At 68.4% G+C, this 13,711-nt stretch carries 13 protein-coding genes and 1 riboswitch; of the genes, 3 read left to right on the top strand and 10 right to left on the bottom strand.

What is annotated here, in order from left to right:
- Positions 1 to 23 precede the first annotated feature (23 nt).
- Both AN215_RS19310 and AN215_RS19305 read left to right on the top strand, forming a co-directional pair.
- Positions 24 to 704, top strand: coding sequence for a rhomboid family intramembrane serine protease (locus tag AN215_RS19310; protein ID WP_070012112.1), 681 nt, complete (start codon positions 24 to 26; stop codon positions 702 to 704).
- On the top strand, positions 701 to 982 hold the full coding sequence (locus AN215_RS19305; RefSeq protein WP_070011961.1) for an Lrp/AsnC family transcriptional regulator: 282 nt from the start codon (positions 701 to 703) through the stop codon (positions 980 to 982). Before AN215_RS19310 ends, AN215_RS19305 begins: the two co-directional genes overlap by 4 nt.
- A gap of 128 nt (positions 983 to 1,110) precedes the next feature.
- Here AN215_RS19305 and AN215_RS19300 read toward each other — a convergent pair whose 3' ends face one another.
- The 6 genes from AN215_RS19300 to ctaE form a co-directional block, all read right to left on the bottom strand.
- Entirely contained in the window at positions 1,111 to 2,592 is a 1,482-nt protein-coding gene (locus AN215_RS19300; RefSeq protein ID WP_070011960.1) for an aminotransferase class V-fold PLP-dependent enzyme, read from the bottom strand.
- Between the two features lie 65 nt (positions 2,593 to 2,657).
- Positions 2,658 to 2,777: riboswitch (SAM riboswitch) on the bottom strand.
- 105 nt (positions 2,778 to 2,882) lie between these two features.
- Positions 2,883 to 3,944 carry an anthranilate phosphoribosyltransferase gene (gene trpD / locus AN215_RS19295; RefSeq protein WP_070011959.1) on the bottom strand — a complete coding sequence of 354 codons (1,062 nt, stop codon included), beginning with the start codon at positions 3,942 to 3,944 and terminating at the stop codon, positions 2,883 to 2,885.
- Positions 3,945 to 4,292: 348 nt separating this feature from the next.
- Entirely contained in the window at positions 4,293 to 5,927 is a 1,635-nt protein-coding gene (gene qcrB / locus AN215_RS19290) for a cytochrome bc1 complex cytochrome b subunit (RefSeq protein ID WP_070011958.1), read from the bottom strand.
- Positions 5,924 to 6,991, bottom strand: a complete 1,068-nt coding sequence (qcrA, locus tag AN215_RS19285; RefSeq protein WP_070011957.1) for a cytochrome bc1 complex Rieske iron-sulfur subunit — start codon at positions 6,989 to 6,991, stop codon at positions 5,924 to 5,926. Before qcrA ends, qcrB begins: the two co-directional genes overlap by 4 nt.
- Positions 6,988 to 7,800 (bottom strand): cytochrome bc1 complex diheme cytochrome c subunit, encoded by an 813-nt coding sequence (gene qcrC, locus AN215_RS19280; RefSeq protein ID WP_070011956.1) that lies wholly within the window; start codon positions 7,798 to 7,800, stop codon positions 6,988 to 6,990. Before qcrC ends, qcrA begins: the two co-directional genes overlap by 4 nt.
- A 96-nt stretch (positions 7,801 to 7,896) precedes the next feature.
- The gene (ctaE, locus tag AN215_RS19275; RefSeq protein WP_070011955.1) at positions 7,897 to 8,517 is read right to left on the bottom strand and encodes an aa3-type cytochrome oxidase subunit III; all 621 of its coding nucleotides are present in this window, start codon (positions 8,515 to 8,517) and stop codon (positions 7,897 to 7,899) included.
- Positions 8,518 to 8,706: 189 nt separating this feature from the next.
- Here ctaE and AN215_RS19270 point away from each other — a divergent pair, with 189 nt between their 5' ends.
- Positions 8,707 to 9,123, top strand: a complete 417-nt coding sequence (locus AN215_RS19270) for a hypothetical protein (RefSeq protein WP_070012111.1) — start codon at positions 8,707 to 8,709, stop codon at positions 9,121 to 9,123.
- Positions 9,124 to 9,167: 44 nt separating this feature from the next.
- Here AN215_RS19270 and AN215_RS19265 read toward each other — a convergent pair whose 3' ends face one another.
- From AN215_RS19265 to ctaC, 4 genes are all read right to left on the bottom strand, one after another.
- Complete coding sequence (locus AN215_RS19265) at positions 9,168 to 10,439, bottom strand: L,D-transpeptidase (protein WP_070011954.1); 1,272 nt, start codon at positions 10,437 to 10,439, stop codon at positions 9,168 to 9,170.
- 113 nt (positions 10,440 to 10,552) lie between these two features.
- Complete coding sequence (locus AN215_RS19260) at positions 10,553 to 10,951, bottom strand: cytochrome c oxidase subunit 4 (RefSeq protein WP_070011953.1); 399 nt, start codon at positions 10,949 to 10,951, stop codon at positions 10,553 to 10,555.
- The gene (gene ctaD / locus AN215_RS19255) at positions 10,948 to 12,678 is read right to left on the bottom strand and encodes an aa3-type cytochrome oxidase subunit I (RefSeq protein ID WP_070011952.1); all 1,731 of its coding nucleotides are present in this window, start codon (positions 12,676 to 12,678) and stop codon (positions 10,948 to 10,950) included. The genes AN215_RS19260 and ctaD overlap by 4 nt, the downstream gene beginning before the upstream one ends.
- A complete protein-coding gene (gene ctaC / locus AN215_RS19250) occupies positions 12,675 to 13,670 on the bottom strand; it encodes an aa3-type cytochrome oxidase subunit II (protein WP_420856191.1) in 996 nt (331 codons plus the stop codon). Before ctaC ends, ctaD begins: the two co-directional genes overlap by 4 nt.
- Positions 13,671 to 13,711 lie beyond the last annotated feature (41 nt).

Genomic DNA, 13,711 nt, shown 5'->3' with positions numbered 1-13,711 from the left:
GCACCGCGCCGAAGCTTCCAGTTGTGACCTGTGCTCTTGTCCTCCTGTGCGCCGTGATCTTCCTCACCGGCCCGGTCTCGGGCTTCCTGCCGGTCTACGGCACCGGCTCCGCCCTGCACCGGGCACAGGTCTCCTATCTGAACGACTGGGGCGTCGTACCGCGCGCGCTGTGGAGCGGCGCCCTGCGGCCCCTGATCACGCCGCTGACCGCGCTCTTCCTGCACGGCAGCTGGCTGCACCTGCTGGGGAACCTGCTCTTCCTCCACGTCTTCGGCGGCCCGGTCGAGATGCGCATGGGCCGGCTGCGCTTCGCCGTCTGCTATCTGACCGTGGGCTACGTCGCCATGCTCTGCTACGCGGCGGCGCACCACCAGTCGGCGGAGACGCTCGTGGGGGCCTCCGGGGCGGTCTCGGGGGTGCTCGGCGCCTTCCTGTACCTCCACCCCACCGCCCGGGTCACCAGCCTCTTCCCGTTCCTGTATTTCCTGCCGCTGCGCTTCCCGGCCTGGCTGGTGCTGGTCTTCTGGCTCGCCGTGCAGTGGGTCGCGGCACGCGGCGACACCGACGGGCCGGGCGTGGCCTACCTCGCCCATGTCGTCGGCTTCACCCTCGGCTTCCTCTACGCGTGGGCGCGTTTCCGCCGTTTCCGTACGGCTACAGTGGGCACGCCCGCTCCGGCGACCCAGGGAGAGTCGACACCGTGATCACCTCGATCGTGCTCATCAAGACCAGCACCGAACGCATCCCCGAGATCGCCGAGCAGATCGCCGCGCTCGAGGGTGTCAGCGAGGTCTACTCGGTCACCGGTGCGCACGACCTGATCGCGATGGTGCGGGTGGCGCGGCACGACGACCTCGCGGACGTCATCCCGGGCCGGATCAGCAAGGTGCCAGGCGTGCTCTCCACGGAGACCCACATCGCCTTCCGCACCTACTCCCAGCACGATCTGGAGTCAGCCTTCGCCATCGGCCTGGACGCCTGACGGAGCGGCCCTCCCCCGCGGACGGGCTGCCGGCATCCGTCTTCTCCGTCGGGCCTGCCTCCGCCGTCTGCGTCCACCGCTCGGTCCGCCACTCCGCCGGCCGTTCCGTCCGCCGCCCGCGTCCCGCCTCAGGCCGTGGGCACCCGGCCGGTTCCGGGCTCGTGGGCGGTGCCGCCGGGCTCCGGCACGCAGCGGCCGTCCTCCGTGCGGTAGCGCCACCGCGCGCCGTCCCGTACGAGTTCGCGCACCGCCCGTACGAACCGATCCACGTGCTCCTCCGGCGTCCCCGCGCCGAGGCTCACCCGTACGGCGTTCAGCGACTGCCCCTCGGGCGCACCGCAACCGCCGGTGTCCCCGCCTCCGGCTCCCAGCAGCGCGCCCACCAGAGGGTGAGCGCAGAACAGGCCGTCGCGTACGCCGATTCCGTACTCCGCGGAGAGGGCGGCGGCCAGATGCGAGCTGTTCCAGCCCGCCACGACGAACGAGACGACGCCGACCCTGCACGCCGCCCGGGCTTCGGCCCGCGAACCGGTGCCCGTGCCCTCGTCGTCCCCGAAGAGGGAGAGCACCTCCACCTGCGGCACCTCGTCCAGTCCGGCGAGCAGCCGCCGCGTCAACTCCACCTCGCGTGCTTCCAGCCGGGCGAATCCGGCCTCCGAGAGGGCCCGGCAGGCGGACGCCACGGCGTACGCCCCGATCATGTTCGGCGACCCGGCCTCGTGGCGGGCGGGCCCGCTCTGCCACTCGACCTCCACGCCGCCGTCCGTGCCCCGTGCGACCTTGCGGCTCGCGCCGCCGCCCGCCAGGTACGGCTCCGCCGCGTGCAGCCAGTCGGTGCGTCCGGCCAGCACACCGGCCCCGAACGGGGCGTACAGCTTGTGCCCGGAGAACGCCACCCAGTCGACGCCCAGTTCACCGATGTGCACGGGCCGGTGCGGCACGAGCTGCGCCGCGTCGAGCACGATGCGGGCTCCGTACCGGTGCGCGGTCGCGGCCAGTCCGCGTACGGGCCAGATCTCGCCCGTGACGTTCGAAGCCCCCGTCACACACACCAGCTTGGGGCCGTCGGGTGCGGCACTGAGCGCGCTCTCCAACGTCTCGACGGCCTCACGCGGCGACCGGGGCGCGTCCAGGAAGACCGTCGTCGCGCCGGCGCTCTGCCAGGGGAGCAGCGCCGCGTGGTGTTCGGTCTCGAAGACGAACACCCGTGTGCCCGCCGGCAGCGCCGACGCAAGCAGGTTCAGCGAATCGGTGGTGGAGCGGGTGAAGACGACCTCGTCGCCCTCGCGGCAGCCGAGGAACCGGGCCACCGTGGCCCTGCTCCGTTCGAAGAGCGCGGTCGAGTGCTGGGAGAGGTAACCGGCACCGCGGTGCACGCTGCCGTAGTACGGGGCGTAGGCGGCGACTTCGTCCCACACGCTCCGCAGCACGGGCGCGCTCGCCGCGTAGTCCAGTGCGGCGTAAGGGAGTTCGCCGCCCGTCACAAGCGGCGCGGGGACGTCCAGCCCCAGCACCGGCAGCGGTTCCGGGAGGGCGGGAACGGCAGCGGACCCGGAAACGTGCGCGGAAAGGGACCCGGAAACGGGCGCGGGCGCGACGGACAAGCTCATGCGATGACTCCCTCAAGACCAGGGACCCCTGCTTGGGGACTCCCCGCCGGAGGCAAGGGAAGAGGGATCCGTGCTTGCCGAACGGCCCTGCTGCCGTACGGCCCGGTCATCACCCGGGGCACCCCACCACGGAAGGAGGGTTGCCGGACAGCGGGCCGGGGCCTTCGTCGCTGTCACTCGTGACCTGGCGGGAAGTATGGCACAGCGCGCGGGCGGCCCTGCACCGCGTCCGTATCCCGGACAGGGACGGCAACGGGGCAGGGCCGGAGGCAGGTGCCAGGTGTCGGGTGTCAGGTGTGGCTGGCCGTCACCCAGCGGTCCAGCGCGGCACGTGCGGCGCCGCTGTCGACGGACTCGGCGGCCCGTTCCATCGCGGCGCGGATCTGCTCGGCGAGCGGAGCCTCCCGTGGCTCCAGGGCGACGAGAGCCGCCGCCGAGTTGAGCAGTACGGCGTCCCGCACCGGGCCGCGCTCGCCGTCCAGCACACGGCGGGCGACATCCGCGTTGTAGGCCGCGTCGGCACCTCGCAGGGCCTCGACGGGCACGATGCCGAGCCCGACGTCACGCGGGTCGAAGGACTCCTGGCGCACCGTTCCGTCCCGTACGACCCACACCGTGGAGGTGGCGGTCGTGGTCAGCTCGTCCAGGCCGTCGTCGCCGCGGAAGACGAGAGCCGAGGAACCGCGCTCCGCCAGCACGCCCGCCATGATGGGCGCCATACGGGCGTTGGCGACGCCCGTCGCCTGTGCCTGCACACGGGCGGGATTCGTCAGCGGGCCGAGGAAGTTGAACGAGGTGGGAATGCCCAACTCCCCGCGCGCATTGGCCACATGCCGCAGCGACGGATGGAACTTCACCGCGAAGCAGAAGGTGATGCCCGCCTCCGAGGCGACCTCGGCGACTCGCTGCGGGCTCAACTCCAGGTTGACGCCCAGCTTTTCCAGTACGTCCGTGGCACCGCTGGCGCTGGAGGCGGCGCGGTTGCCGTGCTTGACGACCTTCGCGCCGCATCCGGCGACGACGACGGCCGACATCGTGGAGATGTTGACCGTACGAGCCCTGTCGCCGCCCGTGCCGACGATGTCGACCGTCGGGCCGGGCACCTCGATCACGTTGGCGTGCGCGTACATCGCCTGCACGAGGCCGGCGATCTCGCCGACCGTCTCGCCCTTGGCGCGCAGGGCCACGGCGAAGCCCGCGATCTGGGCGTCGGTCGCCTCGCCCCGCATGATGCAGTCCATCGCCCACGCGGTGGCGTCGGCGCTCAGATCCTCACCGGCGAGCAGCGACGTCAGTACGTCGGGCCAGGTGCGCAGACCCCCGGGAGAGCCGGCTGACGGAACGGCACTCATGATCCCTCCTGAGGTCCTCGGATCGGCTTGGCCCCGCGCGCCGGTGTCCCCGGCCGGAGCTGCGGAGGCATCGCGGCGGACCGGCATGCGAGGTACGGCGTGGGGGCGGCCCGGGCTCCGGGCCCGGCCAGCCACCACCCTAGCGGCACACGCCCCCGGCCAGGACATCCGTTTCCGCGAGCGGGTCGGGCGCCGCCGCCGGCAGGGGCGGCACGGCCCGCCCGCACCCGGACGCCACACCCCGGGAGCCACTCCCGCTCCCGGGCACACGCGAGGGGCCGGGCTCCCGTTCGGGAAGCCCGGCCCCTCGTGCGTGACGGCCGTACGTGACGGCTCGTGCGCCTCGGCTCAGTGGTGGCCGTGGCCGCTGGTGAGCTCCTTGTACTCCTCGGCGGTCGGCTTGGGGATCTGCGCCTGCTCGCCGTAGTAGCCCTTGGAGAGCCGCGCCCGCAGCTTCTGCGCACGGCCGACCTTGCGCTGGACGCCGTTCTCGTCGACCTCGGGACCGGCCTCGTACGGCTTGTGCTGCTCATGCGAGGTGAGGGTGTGCAGCTGCTCCTGCGAGAGCTGCTCGTGCACCTCGATGAACTCGCCGTGCGGAAGCCGCTTGATGATGCCGGACTCGCGCCCGTGCAGCACCTTCTCCTTGTCGCGGCGCTGCAGGCCGAGGCACACGCGCCGGGTCACGAAGAAGGCGATCACCGGCACCACGAAGAACGCGATCCGCACGAACCATGTGATCGAGTTGATCGACAAGTCGAAGTGCGTCGCCACCAGGTCGTTGCCGCCGCCGATCAGCATCACGAGGTACCAGGCGATCCAGGCCACGCCGAACCCGGTACGGGTCGGGGCGTTCCGGGGGCGGTCGGCGATGTGATGCTCGCGTTTGTCGCCCGTCACCCACGACTCGATGAACGGATAGACGGCGATCGCGGCCAGCACCAGCGGGAAGACCATGAGCGGGACGAACACGCCCATCACAAGCGTGTGCCCCCACAGATGGATCTCCCAGCCGGGCATGATGCGGATCAGCCCTTCGGAGAAGCCCATGTACCAGTCGGGTTGGGCGTTGGTCGACACTTGATCCGCACGGTACGGACCGAGCGCCCAGATCGGGTTGACCGTGAAGGTCGCCGAGATGACGGAGATGACGCCGAAGACGAGGAAGAAGAAGCCTCCCGCCTTCGCCATGTACACCGGCAGCAGCGGCATGCCGACCACGTTCTTGTTCGTACGGCCGGGACCGGCGAACTGCGTGTGCTTGTGGTAGAAGACCAGGATCAGGTGGGCCACCAGCAGGCCCAGCATGATGCCCGGCAGCAGCAGCACGTGCACGGAGAAGAACCGCGCCACGAAGTCGTGCCCTGGGAACTCGCCTCCGAAGAGAAACATCGACAGGTACGTGCCGACGATCGGCACGGAGAGGATCGCGCCCTCCATGAACCGCACGCCGGTGCCCGAGAGCAGGTCGTCCGGCAGCGAGTAGCCGGTGAAGCCGGTGAACATGCCGAGCACGAACAGCAGGAAGCCGAACAGCCAGTTGATCTCGCGCGGCTTGCGGAACGCGCCGGTGAAGAACACGCGCATCATGTGCACGAACATCGCGCCGAGGAAGATCAGCGCCGCCCAGTGGTGGATCTGCCGCACGAGCAGACCACCGCGTACGTCGAAGCTGATGTCCAGCGTGGAAGCGAAGGCCTCCGACATGCGCACGCCCTGCATCGGCACGTAACTGCCGTGGTATTCCACCTCGTTCATCGACGGGTGGAAGAACAGCGTCAGATACACGCCGGTCAGGATGATGATGATGAAACTGTAGAGCGCGACCTCACCCAGCATGAAGGACCAGTGGTCCGGGAAGATCTTGCGCATGTTGGCCTTGGCCAGGGTGTAGATGCCCAGGCGGCCGTCGGCCCAGTCCGCGACCCGCTCGCCGGCGGGTGCCTTGCGCTTCGGGGCGGTGGTCTCGGTTCCTGTACTCATGCTCGACGCTCCCAGTAGGCCGGGCCCACGGGTTCTTCGAAGTCGCCCAGCGCTTCGAGGAATCCGTCGTTGTTGACGCTGATCTTCAGCTGCGGCAGCGCGTGGCCTGCAGGGCCGAAGATCACTCGCGCACCGTCCGCCAGGTCGAAGGTCGACTGGTGGCACGGGCAGAGCACGTGATGTGTCTGCTGCTCGTAGAGGCTGACAGGACAGCCGACATGGGTGCAGATCTTGGAGTAGGCGACGATCCCCTCGTGGGACCAGTCCAGCTCCCGCTTGTCCTTGATGTCCTCGGGTTCGAGACGCACCAGCATCAGGGCCGCCTTGGCGACCTCCTTCTGGAACTCCTCGTCATCCTCTTCGAGCCCCTCGGGCCATGCGAAGGTGAGCGATCCGACGCTGATGTCCTCGGGGCGCAGCGGCTCATGGGTGTTCTCGTTGATGAGCAGCTTGCCCTTGCTCCACAGCGTGTGCTCCAGCTTGTCCTCGGGCAGCGGGCCGAGGTCGCGCAGCAGTACGACACCGGAAAGCGGCAGCAGGGTCAGCGCGCCGAACATGGTCTTGCGGATCAGCGAACGGCGGCCGAGACCCGACTCCTTGGCACCCTGCGCGAAGTCCTCCATGACCTTCGTGCGGGTCTCCGGCTCGGCGGAGACGGCGTGCCGCTCGTCGACCAGTTCGTGGTCGGACATCAGGGTGCGCGCCCAGTGGACCGCGCCGGCGCCGATGCAGAAGAGCGCGACACCGAGGGTCGTGCCCAGCGCGAAGTTCAGCGCGCCGATGTTCCCCGCCGGCCATACGTAGATGTACTTGTCGACGGGAATCAGCACGAAGCTCGCGATGAAACCCAGCGTCGCCAGCATCGACGTGGTGAAGAGCATGGCCACGACGCGCTCGGAGCGCTTGGCGGCACGCTCGTCGATGTCCTGGATCCGTGGCTCGTGCGGGGGCATTCCCGGGTCGGCGAACGGGTCGTCCGCGACGGCTACCGCGCCGTGACCGTTTTCCTGCTCTTTCGGCAGGTGCTTCTCTGACACGTTCTCGTGTGATCCAGTCTCGCTCATGACTTCTTGGCCTTTGCGGTGCGAGCTGCGACCCAGATGGCGACGAGGATGAGGACGCCGAGACCGAAGATCCAGGCGAAGAGGCCCTCGATGACGGGGCCGAGGCCGCCCAGCTTGTAGCCGCCGGGGTTCTCGGAGTCCTTGCTGTTCACCGCCTTCATGTACGCGGCGATGTCCCGCTTGTCCTGCTCGGGCATCACCTTGTCGGGGAACGCCGGCATGTTCTGCGGGCCTGTCTGCATGGCCTCGTAGACGTGCTTGGGATCGACGTCCTCCAGATTCGGCGCGTACTTGCCGTGTGTCAGCGCGCCGCCCTCACCGGTGAAATTGTGGCACTGGGCGCAGTTGGTGCGGAAGAGCTCACCGCCGTTGGCGATGTCCGCGCCGCTCGGGTCGTACTGGCTCTTGGTGGGCGTGACGGGACCGGAGCCCAACGAGGCGACGTAGGCGGCGAGCTGGTCGGTCTCGTGCTGGCTGTAGATCTTCTTCTTCTTCGGCACCTGGGCACCCGGCTGCTGGGCGGGCATGCGGCCGGTCCCGACCTGGAAGTCCACGGCGGCGGAGCCGACGCCCACCAGGCTGGGGCCGTCGCTGCTTCCCTGGCCGCCCGTTCCGTGGCAGCTGGAACAGCCGACGTCGTAGAGCCTCTTGCCCTCCTCGATGGCGAGGGACCGGCTCGATGACTGGTCGGCCTTGGCTTCACCGGCAGGGGCGAACGCGGCGTACAGCCCCCCGGTGGCCGCCAGCGCGAAGATGAGAACGACGAGCGCCGCCAGCGGATGGCGCCGTCGTGCGGAGAGCTTTTTCACGGATTACCCCGGTGTCAGGATCTTCTGCGTCGATGCTTTTGCTGTGTGTCTGTCACTGCCCGGCACGCGCTCGCGCACGGACCGGTGCCCGATCAGCTACTTGATCAGGTAGATCGTGGCGAAGAGGCCGATCCAGACGACATCGACGAAGTGCCAGTAGTAGGACACGACGATGGCTGCAGTGGCCTGCTGATGGGTGAAGCGCTTGGCCGCGTACGTCCTGCCGAGCAGGAGCAGGAACGCGATGAGACCGCCCGTCACGTGCATCCCGTGGAAGCCGGTGGTCAGGTAGAACACCGATCCGTAGGGATCCGAGGAGAGGGTGATGCCGTCCTTCTCCACCAGCTCCGTGTACTCGAAGATCTGGCCACCGATGAAGACCGCGCCCATCACGAACGTGATGATGAACCAGCCCCGGAGCCTCTTCACGTCGCCGCGCTCGGCCGCGAACACACCCAGCTGACAGGTGAGCGAGGAGAGCACCAGGATCGTCGTGTTCGCCGCCGAGAAGGGCACGTTCAGCGAGTCGGCGTGCTCCTTCCAGAAGTCCGCACCCGTCACGGACCGCAGGGTGAAGTACATCGCGAAGAGGGCCGCGAAGAACATCAGCTCGGAACTCAGCCAGATGATGGTTCCGACGCTGGTGAGGTTCGGCCTGTTGACCGACGGGTGCGCGTGCCCGGTTTCTACTGCTGTTGCTGTCGCCACGACCGACATTATGTCGGTCGCTCATACGGCCCTTACTGCCGGGGTGCCGTTCGGTGTGTCCAGCGCGTGTGCACAGCTCAAACAGGCCTTTCCCGCGGGCGGACCGAGCGCTGTCGACCGGGCGCACGAGGGAGTAACATCCGCGCTGCGGCCCCTTGCCGCTACGTGTTCACGTGCGAGACGTCCAGCGGAGGAACGATGCAGCCGACCGCCACGGTGCTGGTCTACAGCGACAACGCCGACACCCGCGAGCAGGTCCGGCTCGCCGCCGGCCGCCGCCCGGCCGCGGACGTTCCGCCCGTCGAGTACGTGGAGTGCGCGACGCTCCCCGCCGTCCTCACCACACTGGAGAAGCACCGCATCGACGTGTGCGTGCTCGACGGGGAGACGGCACCGGCCGGCGGGATGGGTGTGTGCCGGCAGATCAAGGACGAGATCTTCGACTGCCCGCCCGTGCTGCTGCTGATCGGACGTCCCCAGGACGCCTGGCTGGCGTCCTGGAGCCGCGCGGAAGCCGCCGTCTCGCACCCGGTCGACCCGGTCGCCCTCGCGGGCGCCCTGGCGGGGCTTCTCCGTGAGAGCGACGGGGCGTCTGCCCAGGTGCAGCCTCTCTGAGCCGTTCCGGCCCCCTCTGAGCTGCTCCGGCCCTGCGGTGCCGGTCAGACCTGGGGGCGGAGACGGTTCACTCCGTTTGCGGAATCGCCGTCGCCGTGGTCAGGGGTGCCGCGGAGCAGGGCGCTGCCCTTCTTCCACTTCGCCCAGGACAGGTTCCAGTCCCCGAACCCGTTGCCGAACGGCGCCATGTCGTCGCCGGAGGAGTTGACGTACTTCACGGGCACGCCCTGCCGGACGTTGTCGAAGAACCACTTGGCGTTCCCGGTGCTCATGCCGGTGCAGCCGTGGCTGCTGTTGGACACCCCGTGCGAGCCGGCCGACCAGGGCGCGGCGTGCACGTACTCGCCGCTCCAGGTGAGCCGCGACGCCCAGTGGACGCCGAGGTCGTAGGATTCGCCGCCGCCGATGCCGACGCTGCCGCTGCGCATCCGTACGTACGACTCACGGCCCAGGATGACCTTGGTGCCGTTGCGGGTCTCGAAGCCGGCCTTGCCGGTGGTGATCGGTATCTCCTTGACGACCTTGCCGTTCTTGCTGAACTTCATGGACAGGCCGGACGCGTCCGCGAGCGCCTCCACCCGGGCGCCGGTCTTCAGCTTGACGGGCTTGGCCTTGTCGCCGTAGAGGCCCTCGCGCACCTTCAGGCCCTTGAGGCGGGAGCTGACGCTGATGGTGGTGTGGGCGGGCCAGTACTCCTTCGGGCGGTAGTGGAGCTCCTTGCTGTCCACCCAGTGCCAGGCTCCCTCGACGTGGGGCGAGGACTTCACCCTGAGTGCTCCCTCGACGAGCTTGCGCTGCTTGGCGCCCTTGACCTTGTGGCTCAGCTCGGCGGTGACGGGCTGGCCCACGCCGTACGTGCCGCTGTCCGGTCCGAAGGTGACGCCGAGCCGCTTGGCGTGTGCGGGCTTGGTCTGGAAGTTCAGCGTCCGGCGCCCCTGCTCACCGGAGCCGTTCTCGGTGCTGATACGGACGGTGTAGCGGACGCCCGAGGCGAGGTCCGAGGTGCTCCGCCAGCGGGTCCCGTCCTCGGAGAGCTTGCCGCTGAGGAAGCGTCCCGCGGTGTCGACGGCGGTGACGTCGGCTATTCGTCCCTCGTCTCCGGTCGTGGTCACTTCGAGGGGCTTGGAGGGGTCCACGACGGCCCCCTCCTCACCCGCGCTGACGGATATCTGGTTGCTCGCGTCGTACGGGGCACCTGCGAGCGGGCTCCCTTCGCTGCCGACACTGCACGCGGACAGTCCGACGGCCATGGGCGCGAGGGTGAGGGCACAGCCGGCTGAGATCCGGCGCTTCATCCTGTTCGAAGAGTGATTCATAGGCCCAAGGTAGGAAGTGTCGCCATTCAGGGCCTGTTGGGCGCATGCAAACGGGTCGGCCCCCGGTGATCACCGGGGGCCGACCCGTTTGCGGACTGCCTATGCCTGGAGCCTCACTGGGTGCGATTCTCGCCGTGGTAGTACTCGAAGACCCAGCCGAAGAGGCCGACGAAGAGCAGCGGCGCCGAGACGAACACCAGCCACCATCCGAAGGCCACGCCCAGGAAACCGAAGGCGGCTCCGAGCCCGAGGGCCAGCGGCTGCCAGCTGTGCGGGCTGAAGAACCCGACCTCGCCGGCGTCGTCCGCCACCTCGGCCTCTTTGTTGTCCTGCGCGCCGACGTCGACGCGGCGGGCCGTGAAGGCGAGGTAGTAGCCGATCATCACGGCCAGGCCGAAGGCGAGGAACAGCCCGGTCGTACCGACCGGCTCCTTCGACCAGGCCCCGTAGATGATCGCCGTGGCCAGCAGGAAGACCGCCAGGCCGAGGAACATCTTGCCCTGGATCTTCACTTCGAGTCCTCCTTGCCGCCGACGAGCGTCCGGGCGCCCGCGGCCTGCTGCTCACCGAGCTGGTCGAGAGCCGCGACCTCCGGGTAATGCAGATCGAAGGCCGGAGACTCCGAACGGATGCGCGGCAGCTGGAGGAAGTTGTGCCGCGGGGGCGGGCAGCTCGTCGCCCATTCGAGGGAACGGCCGTAGCCCCACGGGTCGTCGGCCTCGACCAGCTTTCCGTACTTGGCCGTCTTCCAGATGTTGTAGAGGAACGGCAGGACCGACAGCCCCAGCACGAAGGAGCTGATGGTCGAGACGGTGTTCAGGGCGGTGAAGCCGTCGGCGGCCAGATAGTCGGCGTACCGGCGGGGCATGCCCTCGGCGCCCAGCCAGTGCTGGACGAGGAAGGTGCCGTGGAAGCCCGCGAACAGCGTCCAGAAGGTGATCTTGCCGAGCCGCTCGTCGAGAATCTTTCCGGTGAACTTCGGCCACCAGAAGTGGAAGCCGGCGAACATCGCGAAGACGACCGTCCCGAACACGACGTAGTGGAAGTGCGCCACCACGAAGTAGGAGTCGGAGACGTGGAAGTCCATCGGCGGCGCGGCCAGGATGACGCCGGTCAGACCGCCGAAGAGGAACGTGACCAGGAAGCCGATCGACCAGAGCATCGGTGTCTCGAAGGACAGCGAGCCCTTCCACATCGTGCCGATCCAGTTGAAGAACTTCACGCCTGTCGGCACCGCGATCAGGAACGTCATGAAGGCGAAGAAGGGCAGCAGCACCCCGCCGGTGACGTACATGTGGTGCGCCCAGACCGTCACCGAGAGCCCCGCGATGGCGATCGTCGCGCCGATGAGGCTGATGTAACCGAACATCGGCTTGCGGCTGAAGACCGGGATGATCTCGGAGATGATGCCGAAGAACGGCAGCGCGATGATGTAGACCTCTGGATGGCCGAAGAACCAGAACAGGTGCTGCCACAGCAAGGCGCCGCCGTTGGCCGCGTCGAAGATGTGCGCCCCGAACTTGCGGTCCGCCTCCAGTGCGAACAGCGCCGCGGCGAGAACCGGGAAGGCAAGCAGCACCAGCACACCGGTGAGCAGCACGTTCCACGTGAAGATCGGCATCCGGAACATCGTCATGCCGGGTGCGCGCATGCAGATGATCGTGGTGATGAAGTTGACGGAGCCGAGGATGGTGCCGAAGCCGGAGAGCGCCAGGCCCATGATCCACAGGTCGGCGCCGATGCCCGGTGAACGGACCGCGTCCGAGAGCGGCGAGTAGGCGAACCACCCGAAGTCCGCGGCGCCCGACGGCGTGAGGAAGCCGCCGACGGCGATGAGCGAACCGAAGAGGTAGAGCCAGTACGCCAGCATGTTCAGCCGCGGGAAGGCCACATCGGGCGAACCGATCTGGAGCGGCATGATCCAGTTCGCGAAACCGGCGAACAGCGGGGTGGCGAACATCAGCAGCATGATCGTGCCGTGCATGGTGAACGCCTGGTTGAACTGCTCGCTCGACATCACCTGTATGCCGGGGCGGGCCAGTTCGGCACGCATGAACAGCGCCATGACGCCGCCGAAAAGGAAGAAGACGAACGACGTGACGAAGTACAGCGTCCCGATCTTCTTGTGGTCGGTCGTGGTGGCCCAGTCGACCACCATGGCGCCGGGCGTCTTCTGCCGTACGGGCGGTGCTGCCTCGGCCGTCGCGGCGGCACCCTTGGGTTCGTTGAGGATGCTCACGGGTTATTCGTCTCCGCATTCCTGGCGTCGCCGGTGGTGGCGGTGCCCGACGGGATGTAGCCGGTCTGGCCCTTCTTGGCCAGGTCCTTCAGATGCTTCTGGTAACGCTCCGGGGACACGACCTTCACGTTGAAGAGCATCCGGGCGTGGTCGACGCCGCACAGTTCGGCGCACTTGCCCATGTAGGTGCCCTCCTTGGTGGGGGTCACCTCGAAGCGGTTGACGTGACCGGGGATGACGTCCTGCTTCATCAGGAACGGCACCGGCCAGAAGGAGTGGATGACGTCGCGTGAGGTGAGGATGAACTGCACCTTCTCGCCCTTGGGCAGCCAGAGCGTGGGGCCCGGGTTGCCGTTCTGCGGGTTGCGCTCACCGGGCGTCCCGACGGTGTAGACGCCGTCGGCGCCCTTGGGGAAGGTCGTCCTCATCCGGTCCGGGATCGCGGAGAGTTCCTTGTCGCCGGTGTTCGAGGTGGAGGCCTTGCCGTCCACGTCCTCGATGTAGTTGAAGCCCCAGCTCCACTGGAAGCCCACCACGTTGACGACGTGGTCGGGCTTCTTCGTCGTCGCCAGGAGCTTGGTCTCGTCCCGCGCGGTGAAGTAGAAGAGCACCGCCACGATGATGATGGGAACCACCGTGTACAGGGCCTCGATGGGCATGTTGTACCGGGTCTGCGGGGGAACAGCGACCTTCGTCCTGGAACGGCGGTGGAAGACCACGCTCCACAGGATCAGGCCCCACACCAGAACGCCCACGGCGAGCGCTGCCGCCCACGATCCCTGCCACAGGGAGAGGATCCGCGGAGCCTCGTCCGTGACCGGGGTGGGCATGCCGAGACGGGGGAAGTCCTTGTATGTGCAACCGGTAGCGGTCGCCAGGACCAGGCCCGCGGCGAGCGCCTGCTGCAGCTTCCGCCGCATCGGGCGCCGCGACATGGGGGTACCGCCCACGCCCGGCGGGCGGTGGGGGAGGTCGGAGCCGTTGGGACTCACGTAGCGCCTTCCCGAGAGTCTCGCCCGCCCATGCCGGCTCG

It is taken from the genome of Streptomyces abyssalis, from assembly GCF_001751365.1.
Taxonomy (GTDB): Bacteria; Actinomycetota; Actinomycetes; order Streptomycetales; family Streptomycetaceae; genus Streptomyces; species Streptomyces abyssalis.
This window is presented reverse-complemented; position numbering and strand designations above follow the sequence as displayed.

Bases quoted from the DNA above. Each gene is read 5' to 3' on its own strand.
- AN215_RS19300 (WP_070011960.1), bottom strand. From the start codon at position 2,592: ATGAGCTTGTCCGTCGCGCCCGCGCCCGTTTCCGGGTCCCTTTCCGCG.
- trpD (WP_070011959.1), bottom strand. From the start codon at position 3,944: ATGAGTGCCGTTCCGTCAGCCGGCTCTCCCGGGGGTCTGCGCACCTGG.
- qcrB (WP_070011958.1), bottom strand. From the start codon at position 5,927: ATGAGTACAGGAACCGAGACCACCGCCCCGAAGCGCAAGGCACCCGCC.
- qcrA (WP_070011957.1), bottom strand. From the start codon at position 6,991: ATGAGCGAGACTGGATCACACGAGAACGTGTCAGAGAAGCACCTGCCG.
- ctaE (WP_070011955.1), bottom strand. From the start codon at position 8,517: ATGTCGGTCGTGGCGACAGCAACAGCAGTAGAAACCGGGCACGCGCAC.
- AN215_RS19270 (WP_070012111.1), top strand. From the start codon at position 8,707: ATGCAGCCGACCGCCACGGTGCTGGTCTACAGCGACAACGCCGACACC.
- AN215_RS19265 (WP_070011954.1), bottom strand. From the start codon at position 10,439: ATGAATCACTCTTCGAACAGGATGAAGCGCCGGATCTCAGCCGGCTGT.